Source organism: Halobacillus alkaliphilus (genome assembly GCF_900113125.1).
In the GTDB taxonomy this organism is placed as follows: Bacteria; Bacillota; Bacilli; order Bacillales; family Halobacillaceae; genus Halobacillus; species Halobacillus alkaliphilus.
Window position 1 is genome coordinate 14,367 of the sequence record NZ_FOOG01000033.1, and the last position, 19,481, is coordinate 33,847.

The window sequence follows — 19,481 nt, forward strand, 5'->3', positions numbered from 1 at the left end:
TCATGGACACCGGCACACATGTGGTCATGGGTGTGGCACTCGGAGGGATCGCTACACTCGATCCAGTTGTCCAATCCGACCCCGCTTTATTCAATGCCGTATTAATCGGGACCTTGGTCGGTTCTCAAGCCCCCGATTGTGATACTGTATTGAAGTTAAAAGATAATGCAACCTATATCAGACACCATAGAGGAATCACCCACTCCGTTCCTGCAGTCCTTCTGTGGGGACTCAGTATTCCGAGCCTCATCTATTTATTCACCCCTGAAGTGAGTTTTCTGCATCTATGGTTATGGACTTTCCTAGCTGTTATCTTGCACGTTTTCGTGGATATTTTCAATGCATATGGAACTCAGGCTTACCGGCCCTTCACCAAAAGATGGGTTGCCTATGGATTTATCAACACCTTTGATCCGTATATTTTCATTTTGCATCTGGCCGGGATTGTAGCCTGGAATCTTGGTGCGGATCCCGGGTTGATGTGGCTCCTGATCTATTTCGTCATTGCCGTTTATTATGTGAAACGGTATTTTGACAAACGGGAAATGGTTCGATTGATCAAAGAAAATTTTGATGAGGTCGAACAAATCGCTACATCTCCGACCATGCAGCAGAACATTTGGAGAATTGCCATTACGACCCCTACGAATTATTATGTAGGCCGTGCAGAAAATGGACACATCACCATACTGGATGAATTCATAAATAAACCGATTGATTATGAGGATCCTGTAGTACAAAAAGCTTTAACCGATCATAACATCAAAGCATTTTTATCCTTTTCTCCTGTGTATCGCTATGAAATCACCTATTTTGATGAGTACACAGAGGTACGTTTCATTGATCTGCGGTATCGTTCCAAAGGCCGCTATCCGTTCGTTGCCCTTGCTCAGATTGATGACGAACATGGAGATGATGACTTAAAGATATTAAATTCCTACACGGGATGGGTGTTTACGGAAGAAAAACTTCAGGACAAGGTTAGTCCTATTCCCCAGTCTAAAGGTTAGACATCAACGTAAAAGCCGTGCTTATCACAGCACGGCTTTTGCTTTATCAATGCATGCGTCTTTTTTTCTCAAAAAGATCCTGATATTTGGGATTTGTGGCGATATATTCATGAAGCTTGGGTCCATAGTTTTCAATCCAGCGGGTGACAATCTGTTCAGTCACTTGCTTTCCTTGATAATCGTACCCCGCCTTTGCCCTTGTGGAATCAAAATCTTCCCATAATAACTCCACCCAGGTTCTCGCTTCTTCTATCGTCATATGCCCGTTTTTATAATAGAGCTGATCAGCTAATCGCTCAAATATTTCATTCATTGTGTGATTCACCTCAACTTTACCAAGGATTACAACCTCATTGTATCACATACTTACTACGCATCAGCACATACTATAATTGTCCCCCACAAAGGGACAACAGGAGGGTATCCAATGCGTAATAAGTCTAAAAACTTTCCGAATATAAAAATGACACACTCACCGGATGATCAAAGCGATATGCTCGCTTTACGTCCAAACGGGACCATTAATAACCAGCCGCAAGAGCGGGCGGCTAAGTCCAGAGATCGTGATGTTAACCAAGTCGGGAGGAATCGCCGTGGGTAAGAAAAACTTTAGACCAAGTGCATCACCTTTCTACGCTCATAGAGGGGTTAAGCACTTAAGTAATAAAGTAAATGGCGAAACAGAACAAACGCAGTCTGATATCATTACCGAAGTTCAAGCAAAAAAACGCATGTAATTAAAAGCAGCGCGCGAGTGATCGCGCGCTGCTTTATTAATTCTCTATTTTTTGTCCTAACATGGATATTGGAAGAGCCTCTTCTGATTCTTCCGTTACTTTAACGCCGGCCTGATTACGGCGGTACCCCCATGCGAATACTCCATTCATATATTGAATATAAAAGGTGTTTTCAGGATCGCCTTCAATTTCATAAAGCTCTCCCGGACCAAATTCCTCCGGGTTAATCATATATGATTTAGCCATGATGATTTTACGCTCATGCACCGCAAACTCATTAACCATGCCGAATTGTTCAGCTTTCTGTGCTTTCTCCGTCAAGTCAGCTATTTCCTGCCTTAATTCTTCCTGACTCATATCACTATATCGACGTTCCATTCTATTCCTCCTCAAAAACCTTACATACTAAAAGGATGTTACGCCTTTCTTTACATTTTATCAGGGTTTCTTCACAATGAATAATGATATACAAAAGAAAATCAAGGAGAGAGGTTCATGAGTACCGTATTTATCACTGGCGCTGGATCAGGACTAGGCAGGGCATTGGCCAACCAGTACGGAGCTGCCGGATACAGAGTCATCGTTACCGGGCGCACAGAGAAAAAATTATTAGTTGTACAGAACGAAATTGAAGAAAAAGGAGGACAGGCAGAGGCTATCGTCTGTGATGTGACTGAACCAGCCTCTATTTCAGAAGCATTACGTCAGGTCGAAGATTTAGATGTACTGATCAATAATGCCGGGCTTGGAATTTTCGGTGAACTTCATACGTACACCCAAAAGCAAATGGACGACATGTGGACGACAAATGTCCGCGGAACCATGTTAGTGACTCAAGCTGCCTATCCTAAGCTGAAAGAAACTAATGGACGAGTATTGAATATCATCTCTACTGCCGGGCTGCGCGGGAAGAAAAATGAAAGTATCTATTGTGCCAGTAAATTTGCTGTGAAAGGATTTACAGAGAGCCTGCAAAAAGAATGGGAAGATGAGTCTCTGACAGCCACTTCAGTCTTTATGGGCGGAATGAATACACCTTTCTGGGAAGAATCCACTCACGTATCTAATCCCGATCAGCTAAAAGGACCGGAAGGCGTAGCTGAACAAATTTATAACGAAGATGATGGACGAAAAGAAATTATTATCGACCAGTAAATCGTCTGAGCTACCTCGCATTCTTGCGGGGTTTTTTATTTATTTTTGTATTTGGCAATGTTAAATCATTGTTTTTAACGTGAATAGAGAAGCTCCAATTGTGCCGTGAGGCTTCTCATTCGGGCCGTGTGGCTACTCAATTGGGCCGTCCGTTACCTCAATCGGGCCGTCCGTTACCTCAATCGGGCCGTCCGTTACCTCAATCGGGCCGTGCGTTACCTCAATCGGGCCGTCCGTTACCTCAATTGCGCCGTGCGTTACCTCAATTGCGCCGTGCGTTACCTCGAGATTAAGTCATCTTCCTTTCCCCACACGTAAAGATAAAAATCAGGTTCAACCAAAAAAGAAGCCGGCCCAATGGACCAGCTTCTTCCTTCATTTATTAGGTCTTACTCGCCTAGACCTTCTTCTTTCGCTTTAGCTGCAACTGCTTCTACAGCTTCGTCTTCATCAGAACCTTCAGCGGTGAATTTAATCTCTGCACCGTTTGGAATACCTAATGACATTACACCCATAATGGATTTCATGTTAACGGATTTTCCTTTATATTCAAGGTTTACTTCAGATTGATACTTTCCAGCTACTTGAACAAGTGCTGTGGCCGGACGAGCATGTACGCCGTCAGCTGCTGTTATTTTCATAGAATGTTCCTTCATGACGATATCTCCTTTTTAAAATAATTATTTTGTAATCTCAATAATATCTGGATCGTTATGCTGAACTTCACCAGAGGCTTTAACACGTACTTCTTGTCCTTCAGCTAGATTTGTGAAGACAATCGGCGTAATAGCGGATGGAGCATTGTTTCTAATGTAATCTAGATCCACTTCCATAATCGCCTGGCCTTGTTTCACTTCATCGCCTTCGGAAATTAGTGCTGTAAAGCCTTCTCCCTTCAAGCTTACGGTATCGATTCCGATATGAACAAGAATTTCCATTCCGTTCTCGGCTTCTAACCCTATGGCATGCTTGGTAGGGAAAATATTAAGGATCTTACCGTTTACCGGCGAAACTATCTTACCATCTTGCGGGTCAATTGCAAAGCCATCCCCCATCATCTTACCAGAGAATACTTGATCAGGCACGTCTGTAATCGGCATAACTTTCCCTTTTATCGGACTTACAAAGTTAAGTTCACCTTTTGTAACAGGGGCTTGAGCGGCTTTTTCCTCATTTACAATTTCTGCGACATCTTCACGGGAACGAGGCGTCTTGCCATCAATAATGTCCTGCATCTGTCCGCGAAGCGTATCGGAAACCGGACCGAAGATCGCCTGAATATTGTTTCCTACTTCCATAACCCCGGAAGCGCCAAGTTTTTTAAGTCTATTTTTATTGACATTCTCTTTATCATTTACTGAAACGCGCAGTCGTGTAATACAAGCATCTAAATGGGAGATATTTTCCTGACCACCCATAGCTTGCAGAATTTCATACGGAAGATCTCCTACTTCGCCCTGGTCTTCCTCGTCATCTGCTTCATCTTCGCGGCCCGGCGTTGCTAAGTTAAACTTAAGAATCGCCCAGCGGAAACCAAAGTAGTAAATGACAGAGAAGATTAGCCCAACGATGATGACCCACCACCAGTCGGTACGGTTAGGAAGAACTCCAAATAGAATAAAGTCAATCAGTCCGCCTGAGAAGGTCTGACCGATTTTCACTCCTAAGATTTCCATAGTCATGAATGAAAGACCGGCAAACACCGCGTGAATACCAAATAGGACAGGAGCTACGAACAAGAAGGAAAATTCAATCGGCTCTGTAATTCCTGTTAAGAAAGAAGTCAACGCAGCAGAAGCCATAATACCGCCAACAACTTTTTTACGTCCAGGTTTTGCCGTGTGATAAATAGCAAGTGCTGCAGCTGGAAGCCCGAACATCATAAACGGGAACTTACCAACCATAAATGTTCCTGCCGTAAATTCCACTCCATCTTTCAGCTGTTCAAAGAAAATCGTCTGGTCACCGCGAATGATCTCCCCGGCTTCATTAGTATAGCTGCCAAACTCAAACCAGAATGGTGAATAGAAAATGTGGTGAAGACCAAACGGAATTAATGATCTTTCAATTAATCCAAAGAAGAAAGCCGAAATCGTCTGGTTTCCTTCAAGCATTAAGTGGGACAAACCATTTAATCCAGTCTGTGCAAATGGCCATACCCAAAGCATAATAATTCCTAAGAATAAAGACGTAAATGCTGTGATAATCGGCACAAATCGTTTTCCTGCAAAGAATCGTAAAAACTGAGGTAACTCAATATTAAAGTACTTATTATACAAAAATGCGGCGAGTATACCGACAATGATACCTCCGAAAACCCCGGTCTGTAAGGTCGGAATACCGAGGACTTCTGCATAAGCAGGGTCTGAGGTCATATCGGCGTCCACGTTCCCGAGTACACCCATAACGACGTTCATAATTAAGTAACCAATAATAGCGGCTAATCCGGCAACCCCGTCACCCTTAGCTAATCCAATCGCAACCCCTACCGCGAATAAAAGCGGTAAGTTATCAAAAACTACACCACCCGCTTCGGCCATAACCTCTAACAAGGTTTGGACCCACGGGGTTCCAAAATAAGGTACTTTTTCAACAAAGCTGTCCTGAGCAAAGCTTGTACCAAAAGCAAGCAGGATCCCGGCAGCCGGCAGCAAAGCTACAGGTGTCATAAGGGCTTTACCTACTTTTTGCAACGTTCCAAAAGCATTTTTGAACATGTGATTTCCTCCTTAATTATAAATTGTGATCCAAAACTGGCTTCGCTTCCTAACAGATAAAACGGTTACATTTACTTTAAAAATGAAAGCGTCACATAGGACGCGGCATCATTCCAAAAGAGCAATAAAAAAGGCATGAGTATAGAAGATCAATCAGCTACCATTGGGTACACTTCACCCTTAATGATAACCGCGAAATCTTCCGATACTCATGCCTGATCGTATCAGTAACACGTAACGTTAGGATTTATGGGTTAATCGTTGTAAATGAATCGTGAGATATATAGCTTCTGATTCATCTACTGGCTTTTTGAGCCACTTTTGCATCACTTTTATCAACTTCCAAGCTAAATTATAGCACACAGGGTATTCTTCTTTCAACATGTTTGCGAGTTTAATTTCTTCGCCCACACTTTCTCCCTGATGAACGCGATCAATTGCTCGGTGCAAATGCTGTACCAGGCGGTGGTAATCAATACTTTTCCTATCAATCGTAACCTTCATCGTATCTTCGACCAGCTGAACTAACTGGTTGATCAGCTGATTATGACGATTAATCTCCCGCAGCGTTTTATCTGTGACCGCACTATGAATATGAAGAGCAATAAATCCAATCTCGCCTTCCGGGAATTGTATACCCAGTTTGTCATAAATCATGGTTACGACTTCCATTGCAATTTGGTACTCCTTAGGATAAAGCGATTCAATCTCCTGCAGAAAAGGATTCGAAAACTGCATGTTCTTCTTGGCCCGGTTAATTGCAAAAGCTAAGTGATCCGTTAGAGCCACGTGGATGTGCTGATTCAGCTCTTCCCCCATCCTTTTTTCAATATGAAACAAGATATCATTCGTAAAATCGATGAGTTCTTCGTCGATGTGGGGAACCAGATCAACATATTGCTGTTTTTCCTTCTCATTACTTAAAAGGAAGGTCTTATCCGCTTTGTTGAAAGAAACCGAATCATCTTTTTTTCGATTAAATCCAATCCCTTTTCCAATCAATACGACTTCCTCATAGGAAGGATGTTCTGCAATAATCACATTATTGTTTAAGATTTTCTTAATGACTACGTTCTGCTCCATTCTATCCTCCCTCCTAAAAATCCTAATAGTTCAATTCTATTATAAAAACGGTTTCAAGTGGCTGTTTCTCTATCCTATAGTTCTTATGTTTATTTTACAAGATCACTATCGTTCGGATATTTTCCTTTGTCTAAAAGCGCTTACGTCATGTACAATCATTAGGGTGTAAAAAAGTATTACAGGTAGGATAAAGGAAAGGAGCCTCATCCATGATTAAACTGTTTGTCAGTGATCTTGATGGGACATTACTCGGAATGGACCACTATATTAAAAACGAAGATATAGATGCGCTGAGACGGATGGTCGAACAAGGTACTCCTCTAACGGTCGCCTCCGGACGCATGGACCACGAAATAAAAGAAGTGCTGAACCGTCTCAAAGTGCCGGGACATCGTATTAGTCAAAACGGAGCGTTTGTTTACAATGAATCGGATGAACACATTCATTCTAAAACTTTTGAAGGCGATCTGGCCAGAAAGGTTATGGACCACATTGAACAAGAGCCTATGATAAAGACCGTTTCAACTTCTGATCAGACATTTACGAAGGAACACAATGAATGGATTGATAAGATTTCTGAACAGTTGTTTCACGATATTATTGTCGAACCACAAATGGCCGATCAGTTCGGTACAACCATCGCTCCATCGAAAATCACTCTTCACGGGAAGGAAGACGATGTGACCGCAGCTTATAAAAGAATTCATGAAGCTTTTGGCGAGACCACGGATAGCTTCATCTCCCATGAAACGTGTGTAGACATAATGCCAAAGTCTATTAATAAAGGAAGCGGTCTGCATTCCTTGATCGCCAAACTGGACATCCAGCCTCATGAAATTGCCTGCGTCGGAGATTCGTTCAATGACTTGGCCATGTTCGCACTTACGCCTCATAACTATGTCATGTCAACGGCTCATAAAGAGGTGCAGGAGAGAGCCAATACCATTGTAGACCATGTGCATGAAGCGATTGAAGATTTAGAGAAAAAAGGATTATTATAAAGTATAAAAGCTGCTGACTTATCTATGGTCAGCAGCTTTTATTATTCTTCCATTCGGTGAAGAAGTTCATACGGTTTTACATAGTAACTTTCAACCGCTACTCCTTGGCTATCTCTGGCATCTTTAATTCTGGTTATAAATTGATCTCTGGTTACCAGGTCCGTTAAATCTACTTCTGTTAAATCCTGAAACATGACCTCTTCCGTTTCACCAGGCTGGATCTTTAATTGACCACTTTCATACTTTCCTTTAAAAACAATACACACAATCCCCTGGGTCATATTGTGATAAACGCCTGTTATTCCGTCTATTTGAGCATAAATACCAGTTTCCTCAAGAATTTCTCTTCGGATTGCCGCTTCCAGACTTTCACCTTTCTCCATTCTTCCGCCCGGCATTTCATACGTATCATTCCGATGTTCATTTCTTACAAGCAGCAATTCTCCCTTTTTATTGGTGATATAAGCAGAAACCGATACAATATGCTTAGTAAAATGATAATCTCCAGTACTTTCAATAAAGTCTTCCTTAAGGTGTTCAAATATCGGACTTAATTCTTCCTTTCTCTGGGAGGCCATATGGTAAAGCTCGGAAGCATACACGTTTTCCGTGATCCTTTCGTAGTCCTCGTAGGAATCATACTCCCATATAGAAGTAATTTCATCGCGCGTTGTTGTCACATACCTCCCGATTAGTCGTGCTCCATGTCCTAATTGAGCAGGTAGTATGTATTCGTGAAAAAAACGTGTGCACGGTTCATATTGTTCAGGCTTTATCTGATATGTATAACGCTTATAAATCATAAGTCGTCCTCCCTATTCTCATAGTACTTTTATCACCTTTAAATAGTATACACGAAAATTATTTTTAAGTTAATCAGGTACTTTTTTCTTATGCTCTCAATTAAATATCTAAAGTAATTCTTATAGTAAAGCTCCCGTTACTTGAAGACTCGATTTCGAGACTTTTGTGGAATTAGGTCCTGCGAGGGACGATTTCGTTTTCCGGCCCTGCACGACGCAGGGTCGTACGACGTTGCCACAGGACGTGGCGATCTTAGTCGAACATCCCTTGTGGTAAGCTTCCTCAGGCTTCGCCTTCCGGGATCTTACCGATCATGTTCATCCCACTCTTACACTTTTATAAGAGTTAAGCATAACTCATAATATAAACGTCAGCGTGAGCTATCCAGCTGCAGCACCTAGCGTCTAGTGAGACTTCCCTCACTTCTGTGCGATAAGTCAACATCGAATCACTCCGCTCTTCGTGTTTCCTTTATCTCCGCCAGCTCCATGCTAGTTTCGGTGCCTAGCCTCTCGAGTTCTTAAGTCCAACCATGATAGGAAGGAGGGCACTTCCTTTCATGGTCGTTCTTAAGCTTGTCGAGGCTGAGCAAGGCACCTCCACATTTGAATGTCCAGTCCATACGCCGCTGACCAAGGTGCTTCCGCTTATAAGATAGGAGCCTTCATCGTCCCCCTCCGGACCTTGCCATGTGTAGAGCTCGAAATCTTCTACGAAAGCGTCTGCTCAACGAGTAAGGGGAGCCTGGTCTTCAACTATCAGCCCCTATTGTTGAATAATTTACTCATGTAAAATTAACGAACAAGTTCAGTTAAAAAGTCAGCACCTGCGCCGGCGCTGACTTTCTTTAATTACTCTTCCACATATTCATCTAAAAACCGTTCAATTAGATCAAACGAGAACCCTTTACGATATAAACCAGTCTTGATCTTTTGTTTTAATTCATACCCTTCAGTTTTATTGCCATATTTGCGGAGTAATTTCTCCCCCTGGTAAACGACCGCTTCCCACTGCTCATCTGCGCTCTCTTCCTCCGGGAGGTCAGATAATACCTCTTTTACAACATCTCCGCTAAAGCCTTTTTGCATCAGCGTCTGCTGGACATTTTGAATTTGCTGGCGAGCGGATTTTTTCTTATCACTTTTTAACTTCTTTTCTGCGAATTTCATAGCCTTATTATATTGTTCGTCGAAAGGATAGTGTTCAAGAGCAGCGTCTGCCTGAGAAGCCTGTACCCCTTTTTCAATCAATTCCTTTTTCACAAGAAGCGGGCCCTTGCTTGAGGTCAATACGCGTGTGCGTACAAGTGAGTTCGCAAACTCCTGATCGTCAAGCAGTTTTTCCTTATATAATCTGGAGACAATCTCATCAATGTGCTCCTCATCTACCTCTTTCTCATCTAAGTAATTTCTAATTTCCTTTTCTGAACGCATTCGATAGCTTAAATAGTTGATGGCAAGGGTATAGGATTTATGGATCGTGTCTGTTTGAATCATCGCTTGAATGGTTGATTCATCCAGTTCCATATTCTTTTGAAGGCGGTATTGGATCAGAATTTCTTCACTGACACTGAATCCATAAGCCTCCCCTTGACCATGATCCAAAAAGATATTGTAGCGCCCTTTATTTTTCTTTTGAGTCGTAATCTTTGTAAGTTTTGCCATCCTAACTCTCCCTTTTCTTCATAGTTTAGCATGATTTTGATTTACCGTTCAGCGAAAACAATCGCTTTTATGGAAACCATTTAGTAAAATAATGGGAACACAATTCAAAGGAGGAATTATTTATGAACATAGCTGTTACCGGAGGCACAGGTTTTGTAGGCAGTCATTTAGCCAGGCATTTAGCTGAAGATGGACACAACGTTTACATATTGACCCGTAGTCCTGAGAAGCATCAGGATACGAGTCAAATCACCCATGTAGGCTGGTTAAAAGATGAGCATCATCCTGAAAAACACCTGCCTAAGATTGATACCATCGTAAATCTAGCGGGAGAATCCTTAAACAGCGGCCGCTGGACTGAGGAAAGAAAACGCTCGATTCTCGACAGCCGTATCCAAGCCACAGAAGGTGTTCTCGATCTGATTGATCAACTTCCTGAAAAACCTCAGGTTCTCGTAAATGCCTCCGCTGTTGGTTATTATGGACGTTCCAAAACGAAGACCTTTACGGAAGAAACGACAACACCCGGAAATGACTTCCTGGCTAACGTGGTTACTGAATGGGAAGAACGCGCTTCTCAAGCTAAGAATAAAGGCGTCCGAACCGTTTATGTACGCTTTGGCATTGTCCTGGGTGAAGAAGGGGCTTTACCTAAAATGATGATCCCTTACAAACTAATGGTCGGCGGAAATGTAGGCTCAGGCGAACAATGGATGTCATGGATTCATGTAGATGACGTTGCCGGACTGATTGATTTCGCTATTCACAATTCTGATTTACAAGGTCCCGTGAACGGTACGGCTCCGAATCCTTCAAGAAATAAGGATTTTGGAAAGACACTCGGTGAAGTCATGAATCGCCCTCATTGGATGACTGCCCCCTCTTTCGCTCTAAAAGCTGCCCTCGGTGAAATGAGTATATTACTATTAGACGGTCAGTCAGTTATTCCTAAAAAAGCTCTTGCTCATGGATATACCTTTAAATACCCTGATTTAAAGCCCGCCCTTCAGTCCATTGTGCAACAATAAGGCGACAAAAAGAACGAAGTTTTGAAAAGCTTCGTTCTTTTTGTGCCCTAAACTAATAAATTCCAGTATAATAACTAGTAATACTATTTGAAAGGCTGTATGTCGAATGAATACCGTTATTACGAATGTTACCATCCATCCTGTCACGTCTCCTTCCATTAAAGACGGGAAATTGCACATTGTGGATGGAAAAATTAATGACTACGGCAAGGATATTCCTCTGCCAGAGCAAGCCGAGTATATTGATGGAAAAGGAATGGATTTATATCCAGGATTTATAGATGTTCATACCCATTTAGGGTTGTATGACGAAGGTACAGGATGGGCAGGTAGTGATGCCAATGAAACTATTGAAGCGATTACTCCGCATTTGCGGGCGATTGATGGCGCCCATCCTTTAGACCCCGCCTTCTTCTCTGCTCGAAAAGCCGGTGTAACCACCGCGCATATTATGCCAGGAAGTGCGAATATGATCGGGGGCACGACAGCGGTCATCAAAACGGTCGGGCATACGATAAACGGGATGATCCTTAAAGAAATAGCCGGTTTAAAACTGGCGCTCGGCGAAAACCCTAAGCGGATCCACTCTCAATCAAAAAATGCCTCGATTACACGTCTTGGAATAATGGGGAAACTCCGTGAAACGTTTTATGCGGCTATGAAAGAACCGGAACCTGACCTAAGAGTCAAGCCCATTCTTCAAGCCTTGAACAGAGAAATCCCGGTCCGAATCCACGCGCACCGCGCGGATGATATTATGACAGCCGTTCGTTTCGCAGAAGAATTCAATCTGGATCTCAGAATTGAACATTGTACAGAAGGCCACTTGATCGCAGACCAGCTTGCCTTTAGAGATTTACAGGTTTCGGTAGGTCCTACTTTCACCCGCGCCTCTAAAATCGAACTGCGTAATAAAACGTGGCAGACTTATAAGATATTGCATGATCACGGCATAAAAGTATCGATTACTACCGATCACCCCTATACACCAATCCAATATTTGAATATATGCGCAGCCCTAGCTGCTCGTGAAGGAATGGAAATTGAGGATGCTCTAAGGGGAATTACTATCACCCCTGCCAAGAACCTGGGAGTGGATGACCGTGTAGGTTCCATTGAAAAAGGCAAGGACGCTGATTTAGTTTTATGGAGCGGCCATCCTTTTGAATACCTATCTCAGCCTATCTGGACCATGATTGATGGAAAAATGGTATATTTTCAAGAATAGCAGCAAATGCTAACACCGGTAGATTATACCGGTGTTTTTTTATGTTTTCTTCATTAAAGCATCGGGAGCTTATCTTTAATAATTAACATGGAGATTTAATAGAGACTTTTCAGTAAAACACATTGAGTACATCAATTAGTTTGAAAATTAGCAAAATAGTGTATATGATTTATGTATAATAATTGTACAAGGTTTGCTAAGGTTTGTCATACCTCTTCGATATAAATTGCCACTCAACGGCAATTCTATATAAAAAAATCTTAAGGAGTGGAAAAATGAAAAAACTACTATCCTCTTTAGCTGCTTTTGTCTTGGTTTTGGGAGTATTTGCACCTGCTGTATTCGCCGATAATCATGAAGAAATGGCTATGGTTCGTGTGCTTCATGCTTCTCCTGACGCCCCTGCTGTTGATGTTTACGTAGATGGAAATGCTGTTGTGGAAGGTGCAGAATTTAAAGCTGCGACAGATTACATGGAACTTCCTGCAGGAGAACATACGGTAGAAATTTATGCAGCCGGTACAAAAGGTGAACAGGACGCTGTCATTTCTGCAGATGTAACGGTAGAAGCTGGTAAAGCATATACCGCTGCTGCGATTGATACCTTAGAAAACCTTCAATTGAAAGCCATTGAAGATTCTAAGGAAGCAACAGAAGGAATGGCTAAAGTTCGTGTAGGCCACTTCATTCCTGGAGCTCCAGCAGTTGATGTAGGCCCAATTGGCGGAGAAGCCCTATTTGCAGGTGCTGAATTCCCAATGGTAACCGATTATAAAGAATTAGAGCCTGGATCCTACGACCTTGAAGTTCGTACAACTGATGGAACTCAACTAATTGACCTATCTGGAACGACGGTAGAAGCTGGTAAAGTGTATAGTGCTTTTGCGGTTGGTACAGCCGACAGTCCTGAAGTTCTGCTCCTTCAAGATTCCGCTGCTATGCCTTCTGAAATGCCGGAAACAGGATTTGGCGGAACAGCTGACTCTGGTTCTAATGCCATGATGCTTGCCGCTGCATTCGGAGTCCTGGCTGTGGGTGCTGGATTCTTCGTTTTCCGTAAACGATCTGAAGCCTAATCATGAAACGTTTTGTATATCCTATAACCCTGGGTTTCCTCGTATTTATCCTAAGCTTTCAACTGCTTAAAGATGAACCCTCTGAGGAAACCAGGGTTCTTTCTAATTCACCTTCCCCAACACCAATTCAAGCGGAAACGATGGATAATAAAGCAAGCACCCACTCAGAAGATATTTTGGAAGCGACTCCTATCGAAAAAAATTATGAGCCAGCGGTTGTAGCCCCCACGGATGTAGCAGAAGGCATTGTTCCTGTTCGATTAACTATCCCTTCCATCGATGTGGATGCTCCCGTTGGACCACAGGGATACACTGAGCAAGGCGGAATGGCTGTCCCTGACAGTGTGACAGAAGTAGGCTGGTTTGAACCCGGCACGAAACCTGGAGCTACTGGTAATTCTGTCATAGCCGGTCACGTAGATGGACGAAACGGTCCAGCTGTTTTTTACGATTTAAAAGAACTTGAAGCAGGAGATTTAATTTACGTAGAAGGCAAAGATGGAGAAAAGCTGACTTATACGGTCCAAAAAGTCGTGGCTCATCCATTAGACGAGTCCCCTATCCGTGAACTGTTCGGCCCTACCAACGAGAAGGCATTAAACCTAATTACCTGCACGGGTCCTTACGACGATGAAGCGCAAGAATACACGGAAAGATTGGCGGTTTATACCACGCTTTCCAGTTCAAAAACCACCCCAAAAAATTAATGTGGATTTTACAAAGTTTTCGTTCACATTTTCAAGAAAATCGATTATTATAAATTTAGATGATGCTGTATTAGCTAGGGAAGGCAAATGGTGCGCCACCAGGGGATATCCTGGTTCTAGTGGGTTCGATTCCCACCCCGAATTTTTGTGAGCAATTGATAAAAATTCGAGGGTGGTCTGAGCCTACTATTCAGCGTTATTTTCCCGCGCGGTTTAGATCACCCTCCTTTAATCAAGGAGGGATTTTTTATGCTGAAAAAACGTGATTTACATGATGCCCCGGTCCTTTTTGAATTGATGAGCCACCCAGAAGTTTTCCCTTATGTCCGTCATAAAGCTTCGTCGAGTGACGAGTTTTACTTTTTGACGAAGCAAACCATTGAAGCAGAAGATCGGGGTGAATTAATTTCACGTACCATCCTTGATGAATGGGGACAGCCGATCGGAACCATTAACCTTTTTGATATCGACTCGCAAATGGGCTTTCTTGCCACTTGGCTCGGCAGGCCTTATTTTGGAAAAGGCTACAACCAGATAGCTAAAGAAGCTTTTTTTGAAGAAGTGTTCTTCCAGCTGGGCATTGAAGCGATTTTCATGAAGATTAGAAGAACTAACGTAAGATCCATGAAAGCTGCTCTTAAAATTCCTTATGTATCCTTAGGAAACGATTCCTATCCTGATGTCCATTCCTGGGTAAATCGTAAGGAAGATATCTATGATTTATTTGTGATTACAAAAGAACAATATATGTTCCACTACTACGGAGAACAAGAACAAAATGAGGAAATGTTAGAAGCATAAGCAGCGCTTATGCTTTTTCATTTCCTATATGATTCTGTGGATAAAGTGGATAAGTCTAATGGCTAGCTGTTCTTTGCTTGAATAGTTTGTGGATGATTTAACGTGAAGGAAGGAAACGGAGCGTTCGTTTCATCAGCCTGCTCTAGCTCTATCCCGTTTAAAGGAACTTGAATCTCAGGTGTACCATGCACGCCTGCCGCAATTTCATATTTGTTAAATATCAAAAACAATTCATCATCTGCGACGTAAAAAGCCGTGTTATCTCTTACTTTAGTGAATTTTTCTTTGTTGTAGGTATCTGGTTCCTGAGCAATGACTTTCTGAACGCGCTGATTTAACTTCTCCATATCAACCATTTTATTTAACGGAACCACTTTTCCATGATCCTTGTTTTCAAAATTTACCGAGGTAACTGTGGAGTTGTATTGTTCTCCACGCGAAATATGAGAGGTCATGACGACCGAGTAAAGGTCCTTCTCTCTATACACTCCTGTTTCTTCATAATAAAGAACAGGCATACCCATCAAGTCGCTCGCCCCCCTCTGTACATCCCGGAACGTATCTTCAAGTTTTTGGACAATTCTCGTATTGACTTCCTGCTGTAAATCCTTATCCTCAAGTTGATCAAATATAGGATAATCCACGTGTATTTCCCAGTCAGTCGTGATTTGATCTTTATGTTTTATTTTATAGTGACTTTTTGCTTCTCCTATGTTTGAACCACTGACGATAAACATAGCTGCAATTATAATTATCCAAACCTGTTTCAAAGCTCATTCCTCCTATACTCTTTAGTGTGACCCAATTACGGAAAACTAAAGAAAAAAAAAGCCGCTTCTGATTTTTTTACAAACATAAAAATAAAATGGTTAGTCATAAGAATACATTGTTTTTTTAGAAAGTTTTGGTACAATAAATAACAATTTACAAAAAGGAGGGAACCCAAGTTGGTACGAAGACTGTATGAAGCTGATGATCAAGCCTGCCAGCAATTATTAGCGAAAAGACCTGCGGAAAACTTATTCATTATCGGAGATATTGAGAACTTCGGTTATGATCAGGAATTTCAGAAACTATGGGGCGAATTTAATGAAAGCGAGCAGCTAATCGCCATTTTATTAAAGTACCATAACAACTATATCTGCTATGCAGAAGGAGAATTCGATGCCCTGGCTTTTGCAGAAATCATCAATGATGATTCAGACTTTATGCAGCTGTCAGGCCTGCAATCCATAACCAGCCAGATTCTTTCTCATATTCATCATCCAGCACCAAAAACGAGAACGTTATATTATGCCAAGTGTGAGACAACAGCTTATTTGGATGAAACAGCAAACACGGGAAATGTTCAGCGTGCCAAAATAGGTGATATTCCCTCAATCACTCAGCTTCACAGTCTCATTCCTGAATTTGAAATGGATAACAGCCGTGAGGACAGCATGAAAAGAGGCCTTCAAAATGGATCTGCACGGACTTATTTTATTAAAAGTGATCGTGAGGTGCTTTCTTGCGCTTCCACGACAGCTGAGAATTCCATGTCCGCCATGGTAGTCGGCGTCTGCACCCACCCAGACCACAAGAAACAAGGGTATGCGAGTGTATGTATGACAAAGATTTGCCAGGAATTATTAGCCGAAGGAAAGATGCTTTGCCTCTTTTACGATAACCCTGCGGCTGGAAGTATCTATAAACGATTGGGGTTTGAGGATATTGGCAAATGGATGATGCACGTGTTTCACCCCGAAGAACAAGTTAACTGAGGTACCACTTACTATCTCATATTTCTTTGGTAAGGCGGATTTTGAAGAACCGATAGCGAGGGATTGTGTGGAGAAAGGACCTCCAAGGAAAGCAAGTAAGTAAACTAACTTGAAACTAAAATTCAATCATTAAAAAAGCTGCCGAAGTTTCTCGGCAGCCTGATACGAACCCTGGCGCTCCGTTTTTTATTCAGTTTTTACAGAATTCCTATCGAAGCTAGCAGAATGACTACCGCTACCGAAATAATTGGTATAAGCACGGCTACTACAAAGATATCTTTGTAGCTGTCTTTATGCGTCATCCCCGTAATGGCAAACAACGTAAGGACGGCTCCGTTGTGAGGCAGCGCGTCGAGACCTCCTGAAGATAATGAAGCAATCCGGTGAAAAGCTTCCGGACTAATCCCCGTATCCATAGCTATTTGATAGTACTTCGAGCCAAGTGCTTCCAGTGCAATTCCCATCCCGCCGGAAGCTGAACCAGTTGCACCGGCAAGCACGTTTACAGCAACGGCTTCTGAAATTAGCGGGTTCCCTTTTACACCCATAAGGATTTGAGTTAGTCGTTCAAATCCTGGCACTTCTCTTACGACTGTTCCGAACCCAACAGCCGCACTTGTATTGATGATGGCAATAACTGAGCCGCTTGCTCCTGCGTTGATAGAAGGTACAAATCCTTTAAACTTCGTTATATTCAGAAGCATGATTAGGACAATCCCTGCAATAAGAGCGGTTACAACATTCCATTTAAAAACGTTAAGCGTAATTAAGACCGTAAGTAAAGGTAATAACGATAATAAGAAATTAGGATTATGCTGTTCATCTACATCCACTATTTTTTTATCTTTTGGTTCAGTAAATATATCACCTTTGTCCGTCAATTTCTTCTCCTGAAAGCGTAGATAGAAGTATCCACCCGCAGCCATGATAATGGCCGCTATAATCCCCATCACGGGAGCAGCCATCGGATCTGTATTAAAATAATCCATCGGGATCAGATTTTGTATTTGCGGACTTCCCGGAATAGCTGTCATGGTAAAAGTGAACGCACCAAGGGCTACGGTAGCCGGGATTAATTTTCTGCTGATGTTTGCTTCGCGGAATAAAGACAAAGCCAGAGGATACACAGCAAAGACTACAACAAATAAGCTGACTCCTCCATAGGTTAATACGGCCGCCGAAGCCAGCACTCCCAGAATGGCACGCTTCGTTCCAATTACTTTGGTTAATGCAACCGCAACAGAACGAGCCATTCCTGTGTCTTCCATCAATTTACCGAAAATAGCTCCAAGCATAAACACGGGGAACCACGCTTTGGCAAAATTAACAAACCCGCTCATATAGGTGTCTGTATAAGCTTCAAGTAAATCCAGTCCCCCAGTTAATGCCACAATACCCGCTGCTATTGGTGCTACCCAGATAATAGACCATCCCACATAGGCAAGAACCATCAATACAACGAGACCTAGAAAAATTCCTAACATAAAGATTCCTCCCTCCCTGATATACGTATTTTATTGGGCTTCAACAACCATGGCGATGCCCTGGCCGCCGCCGATACATAAGGAAGCGACCCCATATTTTTCATTTCTGATTTGTAATTCTTTGATTAAACTGTATAGCACACGTGTACCGCTTGCCCCAATTGGGTGTCCAAGGGCAATGGCTCCGCCGTTTACATTTACTCGGCTGCGATCCAATCCTAATTCCTTCTCTACAGAAAGGTATTGGGCTGCAAATGCTTCATTTACTTCCACCAATGCCATATCATCAAGCGTCAGTCCAGCCTTCTTCAGCGCCTGTTTAATAGCAGGTACCGGTCCAATCCCCATATATTCAGGTTCAACTCCAGCCACACTCCAGGAAACAATCCTCGCTGCCGGTTTCAGATTTTTTTCCTCTACAAACCTTTCGCCAGCTACTACAACTGCTCCGGCTCCATCATTGATCCCGCTTGCATTACCACCGGTAACGGTTCCCTCTTTTCTAAAAGCCGGTTTCAATTTGGCCAGGACTTCTGGTTTTGTATCCTCGCGAATATGTTCATCCGTATCTACCAGTTCAGTCGATTTTTTGGACTTAACTTCTACGGGTACAATCTCCTCTGAAAACCTGCCGCTGTTGCGCGCTTCTGCTGCACGCTTGTGACTCTCCGTTGCATATTCATCCTGCTGTTCCCGGGAAATGTTGTGCTTCTCCGCAAGATTCTCTGCAGTAACTCCCATTCCTCCTCCGATATACTCGTCGGTTAAAGCTGCCCATAAAGTATCATCTATTTTAGGAACTGCAAGTTTCGTCCCAAAGCGACTGCCTCGCAGCGCATGTGGAGCTAAGCTCATACTTTCCGTGCCACCAACGAGCGCTGCTGATCCTTCCTCTAAAAGGATGGACTGAGTTGCTGAAATCACCGATTGCATGCCCGATCCGCACAGCCGATTTACGGCGAAAGCCGGACTTTGAATAGGGATACCGGTTTTTAAAGCCAAATGTCTAGCTAAATATGGCGCATTGTTAGCTGAATGAATGACATTCCCCATAACCGTGAAGTCAATGTCCTCCGGTGTTATTCCGCTTCGTTTTATAGCCTCTTTACTGACGGTAACCCCAAGGTCAGTCGGATCCACATCTTTCAAGACTCCTCCAAAGCTTCCAAATGGGGTTCTGGCACCTTCTAAAATATAAATATTCTCCATATTTTTCACACCTTCCA

General features: G+C 42.6%; 21 protein-coding genes. 11 read left to right on the forward strand and 10 right to left on the reverse strand.

Annotated elements, in window-relative coordinates; translation table 11 throughout:
• The first annotated feature begins 2 nt into the window (after positions 1-2).
• The gene (locus BMZ06_RS15320) at positions 3-1,010 is read left to right on the forward strand and encodes a metal-dependent hydrolase (RefSeq protein ID WP_089753232.1); all 1,008 of its coding nucleotides are present in this window, start codon (positions 3-5) and stop codon (positions 1,008-1,010) included.
• 46 nt (positions 1,011-1,056) lie between these two features.
• Here the strand turns inward: BMZ06_RS15320 and BMZ06_RS15325 are convergent, their stop codons facing one another.
• Complete coding sequence (locus tag BMZ06_RS15325) at positions 1,057-1,323, reverse strand: YfhJ family protein (RefSeq protein ID WP_089753234.1); 267 nt, start codon at positions 1,321-1,323, stop codon at positions 1,057-1,059.
• A 114-nt stretch (positions 1,324-1,437) separates the two neighbouring features.
• Between BMZ06_RS15325 and sspK the strand changes: the two genes are divergently transcribed.
• Entirely contained in the window at positions 1,438-1,611 is a 174-nt protein-coding gene (gene sspK / locus BMZ06_RS15330) for a small acid-soluble spore protein K (RefSeq protein WP_089753236.1), read from the forward strand.
• A complete protein-coding gene (locus tag BMZ06_RS20795; RefSeq protein ID WP_158512348.1) occupies positions 1,604-1,747 on the forward strand; it encodes a YpzG family protein in 144 nt (47 codons plus the stop codon). The genes sspK and BMZ06_RS20795 overlap by 8 nt, the downstream gene beginning before the upstream one ends.
• Before the next feature lie 36 nt (positions 1,748-1,783).
• On the opposite strand, the gene BMZ06_RS15335 is transcribed toward BMZ06_RS20795, so the two are convergent.
• Positions 1,784-2,125, reverse strand: coding sequence for a YfhH family protein (locus BMZ06_RS15335; RefSeq protein WP_089753238.1), 342 nt, complete (start codon positions 2,123-2,125; stop codon positions 1,784-1,786).
• A 117-nt stretch (positions 2,126-2,242) separates the two neighbouring features.
• Here BMZ06_RS15335 and BMZ06_RS15340 point away from each other — a divergent pair, with 117 nt between their 5' ends.
• On the forward strand, positions 2,243-2,902 hold the full coding sequence (locus tag BMZ06_RS15340) for an SDR family NAD(P)-dependent oxidoreductase (protein ID WP_089753241.1): 660 nt from the start codon (positions 2,243-2,245) through the stop codon (positions 2,900-2,902).
• Positions 2,903-3,291: 389 nt separating this feature from the next.
• Here the strand turns inward: BMZ06_RS15340 and BMZ06_RS15345 are convergent, their stop codons facing one another.
• From BMZ06_RS15345 to glcT, 3 genes are all read right to left on the reverse strand, one after another.
• On the reverse strand, positions 3,292-3,558 hold the full coding sequence (locus tag BMZ06_RS15345; protein WP_014642312.1) for a phosphocarrier protein HPr: 267 nt from the start codon (positions 3,556-3,558) through the stop codon (positions 3,292-3,294).
• A 24-nt stretch (positions 3,559-3,582) separates the two neighbouring features.
• On the reverse strand, positions 3,583-5,619 hold the full coding sequence (ptsG, locus tag BMZ06_RS15350; RefSeq protein ID WP_089753243.1) for a glucose-specific PTS transporter subunit IIBC: 2,037 nt from the start codon (positions 5,617-5,619) through the stop codon (positions 3,583-3,585).
• 240 nt (positions 5,620-5,859) lie between these two features.
• Positions 5,860-6,702: a glucose PTS transporter transcription antiterminator GlcT gene (gene glcT / locus BMZ06_RS15355; protein ID WP_089753245.1), complete on the reverse strand. Its 843-nt coding sequence runs from the start codon at positions 6,700-6,702 to the stop codon at positions 5,860-5,862.
• 209 nt (positions 6,703-6,911) lie between these two features.
• On the opposite strand from glcT, the gene BMZ06_RS15360 reads away from it, so the two are divergent.
• Positions 6,912-7,703: an HAD family hydrolase gene (locus BMZ06_RS15360; protein WP_089753247.1), complete on the forward strand. Its 792-nt coding sequence runs from the start codon at positions 6,912-6,914 to the stop codon at positions 7,701-7,703.
• Between the two features lie 41 nt (positions 7,704-7,744).
• Here BMZ06_RS15360 and BMZ06_RS15365 read toward each other — a convergent pair whose 3' ends face one another.
• Entirely contained in the window at positions 7,745-8,506 is a 762-nt protein-coding gene (locus tag BMZ06_RS15365; protein ID WP_089753249.1) for an NUDIX domain-containing protein, read from the reverse strand.
• A gap of 852 nt (positions 8,507-9,358) precedes the next feature.
• A complete protein-coding gene (gene recX / locus BMZ06_RS15370; RefSeq protein ID WP_089753251.1) occupies positions 9,359-10,171 on the reverse strand; it encodes a recombination regulator RecX in 813 nt (270 codons plus the stop codon).
• A gap of 122 nt (positions 10,172-10,293) precedes the next feature.
• On the opposite strand from recX, the gene BMZ06_RS15375 reads away from it, so the two are divergent.
• From BMZ06_RS15375 to BMZ06_RS15395, 5 genes are all read left to right on the forward strand, one after another.
• Positions 10,294-11,199, forward strand: a complete 906-nt coding sequence (locus BMZ06_RS15375) for a TIGR01777 family oxidoreductase (protein ID WP_089753253.1) — start codon at positions 10,294-10,296, stop codon at positions 11,197-11,199.
• A gap of 106 nt (positions 11,200-11,305) precedes the next feature.
• Positions 11,306-12,427, forward strand: a complete 1,122-nt coding sequence (locus BMZ06_RS15380; protein WP_089753255.1) for an amidohydrolase — start codon at positions 11,306-11,308, stop codon at positions 12,425-12,427.
• 275 nt (positions 12,428-12,702) lie between these two features.
• Complete coding sequence (locus BMZ06_RS15385) at positions 12,703-13,503, forward strand: DUF4397 domain-containing protein (protein WP_089753258.1); 801 nt, start codon at positions 12,703-12,705, stop codon at positions 13,501-13,503.
• A 2-nt stretch (positions 13,504-13,505) separates the two neighbouring features.
• Positions 13,506-14,210, forward strand: coding sequence for a class F sortase (locus BMZ06_RS15390; RefSeq protein ID WP_089753260.1), 705 nt, complete (start codon positions 13,506-13,508; stop codon positions 14,208-14,210).
• 249 nt (positions 14,211-14,459) lie between these two features.
• Positions 14,460-15,011 carry a GNAT family N-acetyltransferase gene (locus tag BMZ06_RS15395; protein WP_089753262.1) on the forward strand — a complete coding sequence of 184 codons (552 nt, stop codon included), beginning with the start codon at positions 14,460-14,462 and terminating at the stop codon, positions 15,009-15,011.
• 62 nt (positions 15,012-15,073) lie between these two features.
• On the opposite strand, the gene BMZ06_RS15400 is transcribed toward BMZ06_RS15395, so the two are convergent.
• Positions 15,074-15,781 carry an RsiV family protein gene (locus BMZ06_RS15400; RefSeq protein WP_089753264.1) on the reverse strand — a complete coding sequence of 236 codons (708 nt, stop codon included), beginning with the start codon at positions 15,779-15,781 and terminating at the stop codon, positions 15,074-15,076.
• 177 nt (positions 15,782-15,958) lie between these two features.
• Here BMZ06_RS15400 and BMZ06_RS15405 point away from each other — a divergent pair, with 177 nt between their 5' ends.
• Positions 15,959-16,771 carry a GNAT family N-acetyltransferase gene (locus tag BMZ06_RS15405; protein WP_089753265.1) on the forward strand — a complete coding sequence of 271 codons (813 nt, stop codon included), beginning with the start codon at positions 15,959-15,961 and terminating at the stop codon, positions 16,769-16,771.
• A 197-nt stretch (positions 16,772-16,968) separates the two neighbouring features.
• Here BMZ06_RS15405 and BMZ06_RS15410 read toward each other — a convergent pair whose 3' ends face one another.
• Together BMZ06_RS15410 and BMZ06_RS15415 are read right to left on the reverse strand one after the other, a co-directional pair.
• On the reverse strand, positions 16,969-18,255 hold the full coding sequence (locus BMZ06_RS15410; RefSeq protein WP_089753267.1) for a GntP family permease: 1,287 nt from the start codon (positions 18,253-18,255) through the stop codon (positions 16,969-16,971).
• Positions 18,256-18,285: 30 nt separating this feature from the next.
• Positions 18,286-19,464 (reverse strand): thiolase family protein, encoded by a 1,179-nt coding sequence (locus BMZ06_RS15415; protein WP_089753294.1) that lies wholly within the window; start codon positions 19,462-19,464, stop codon positions 18,286-18,288.
• Between the last annotated feature and the right edge of the window lie 17 nt (positions 19,465-19,481).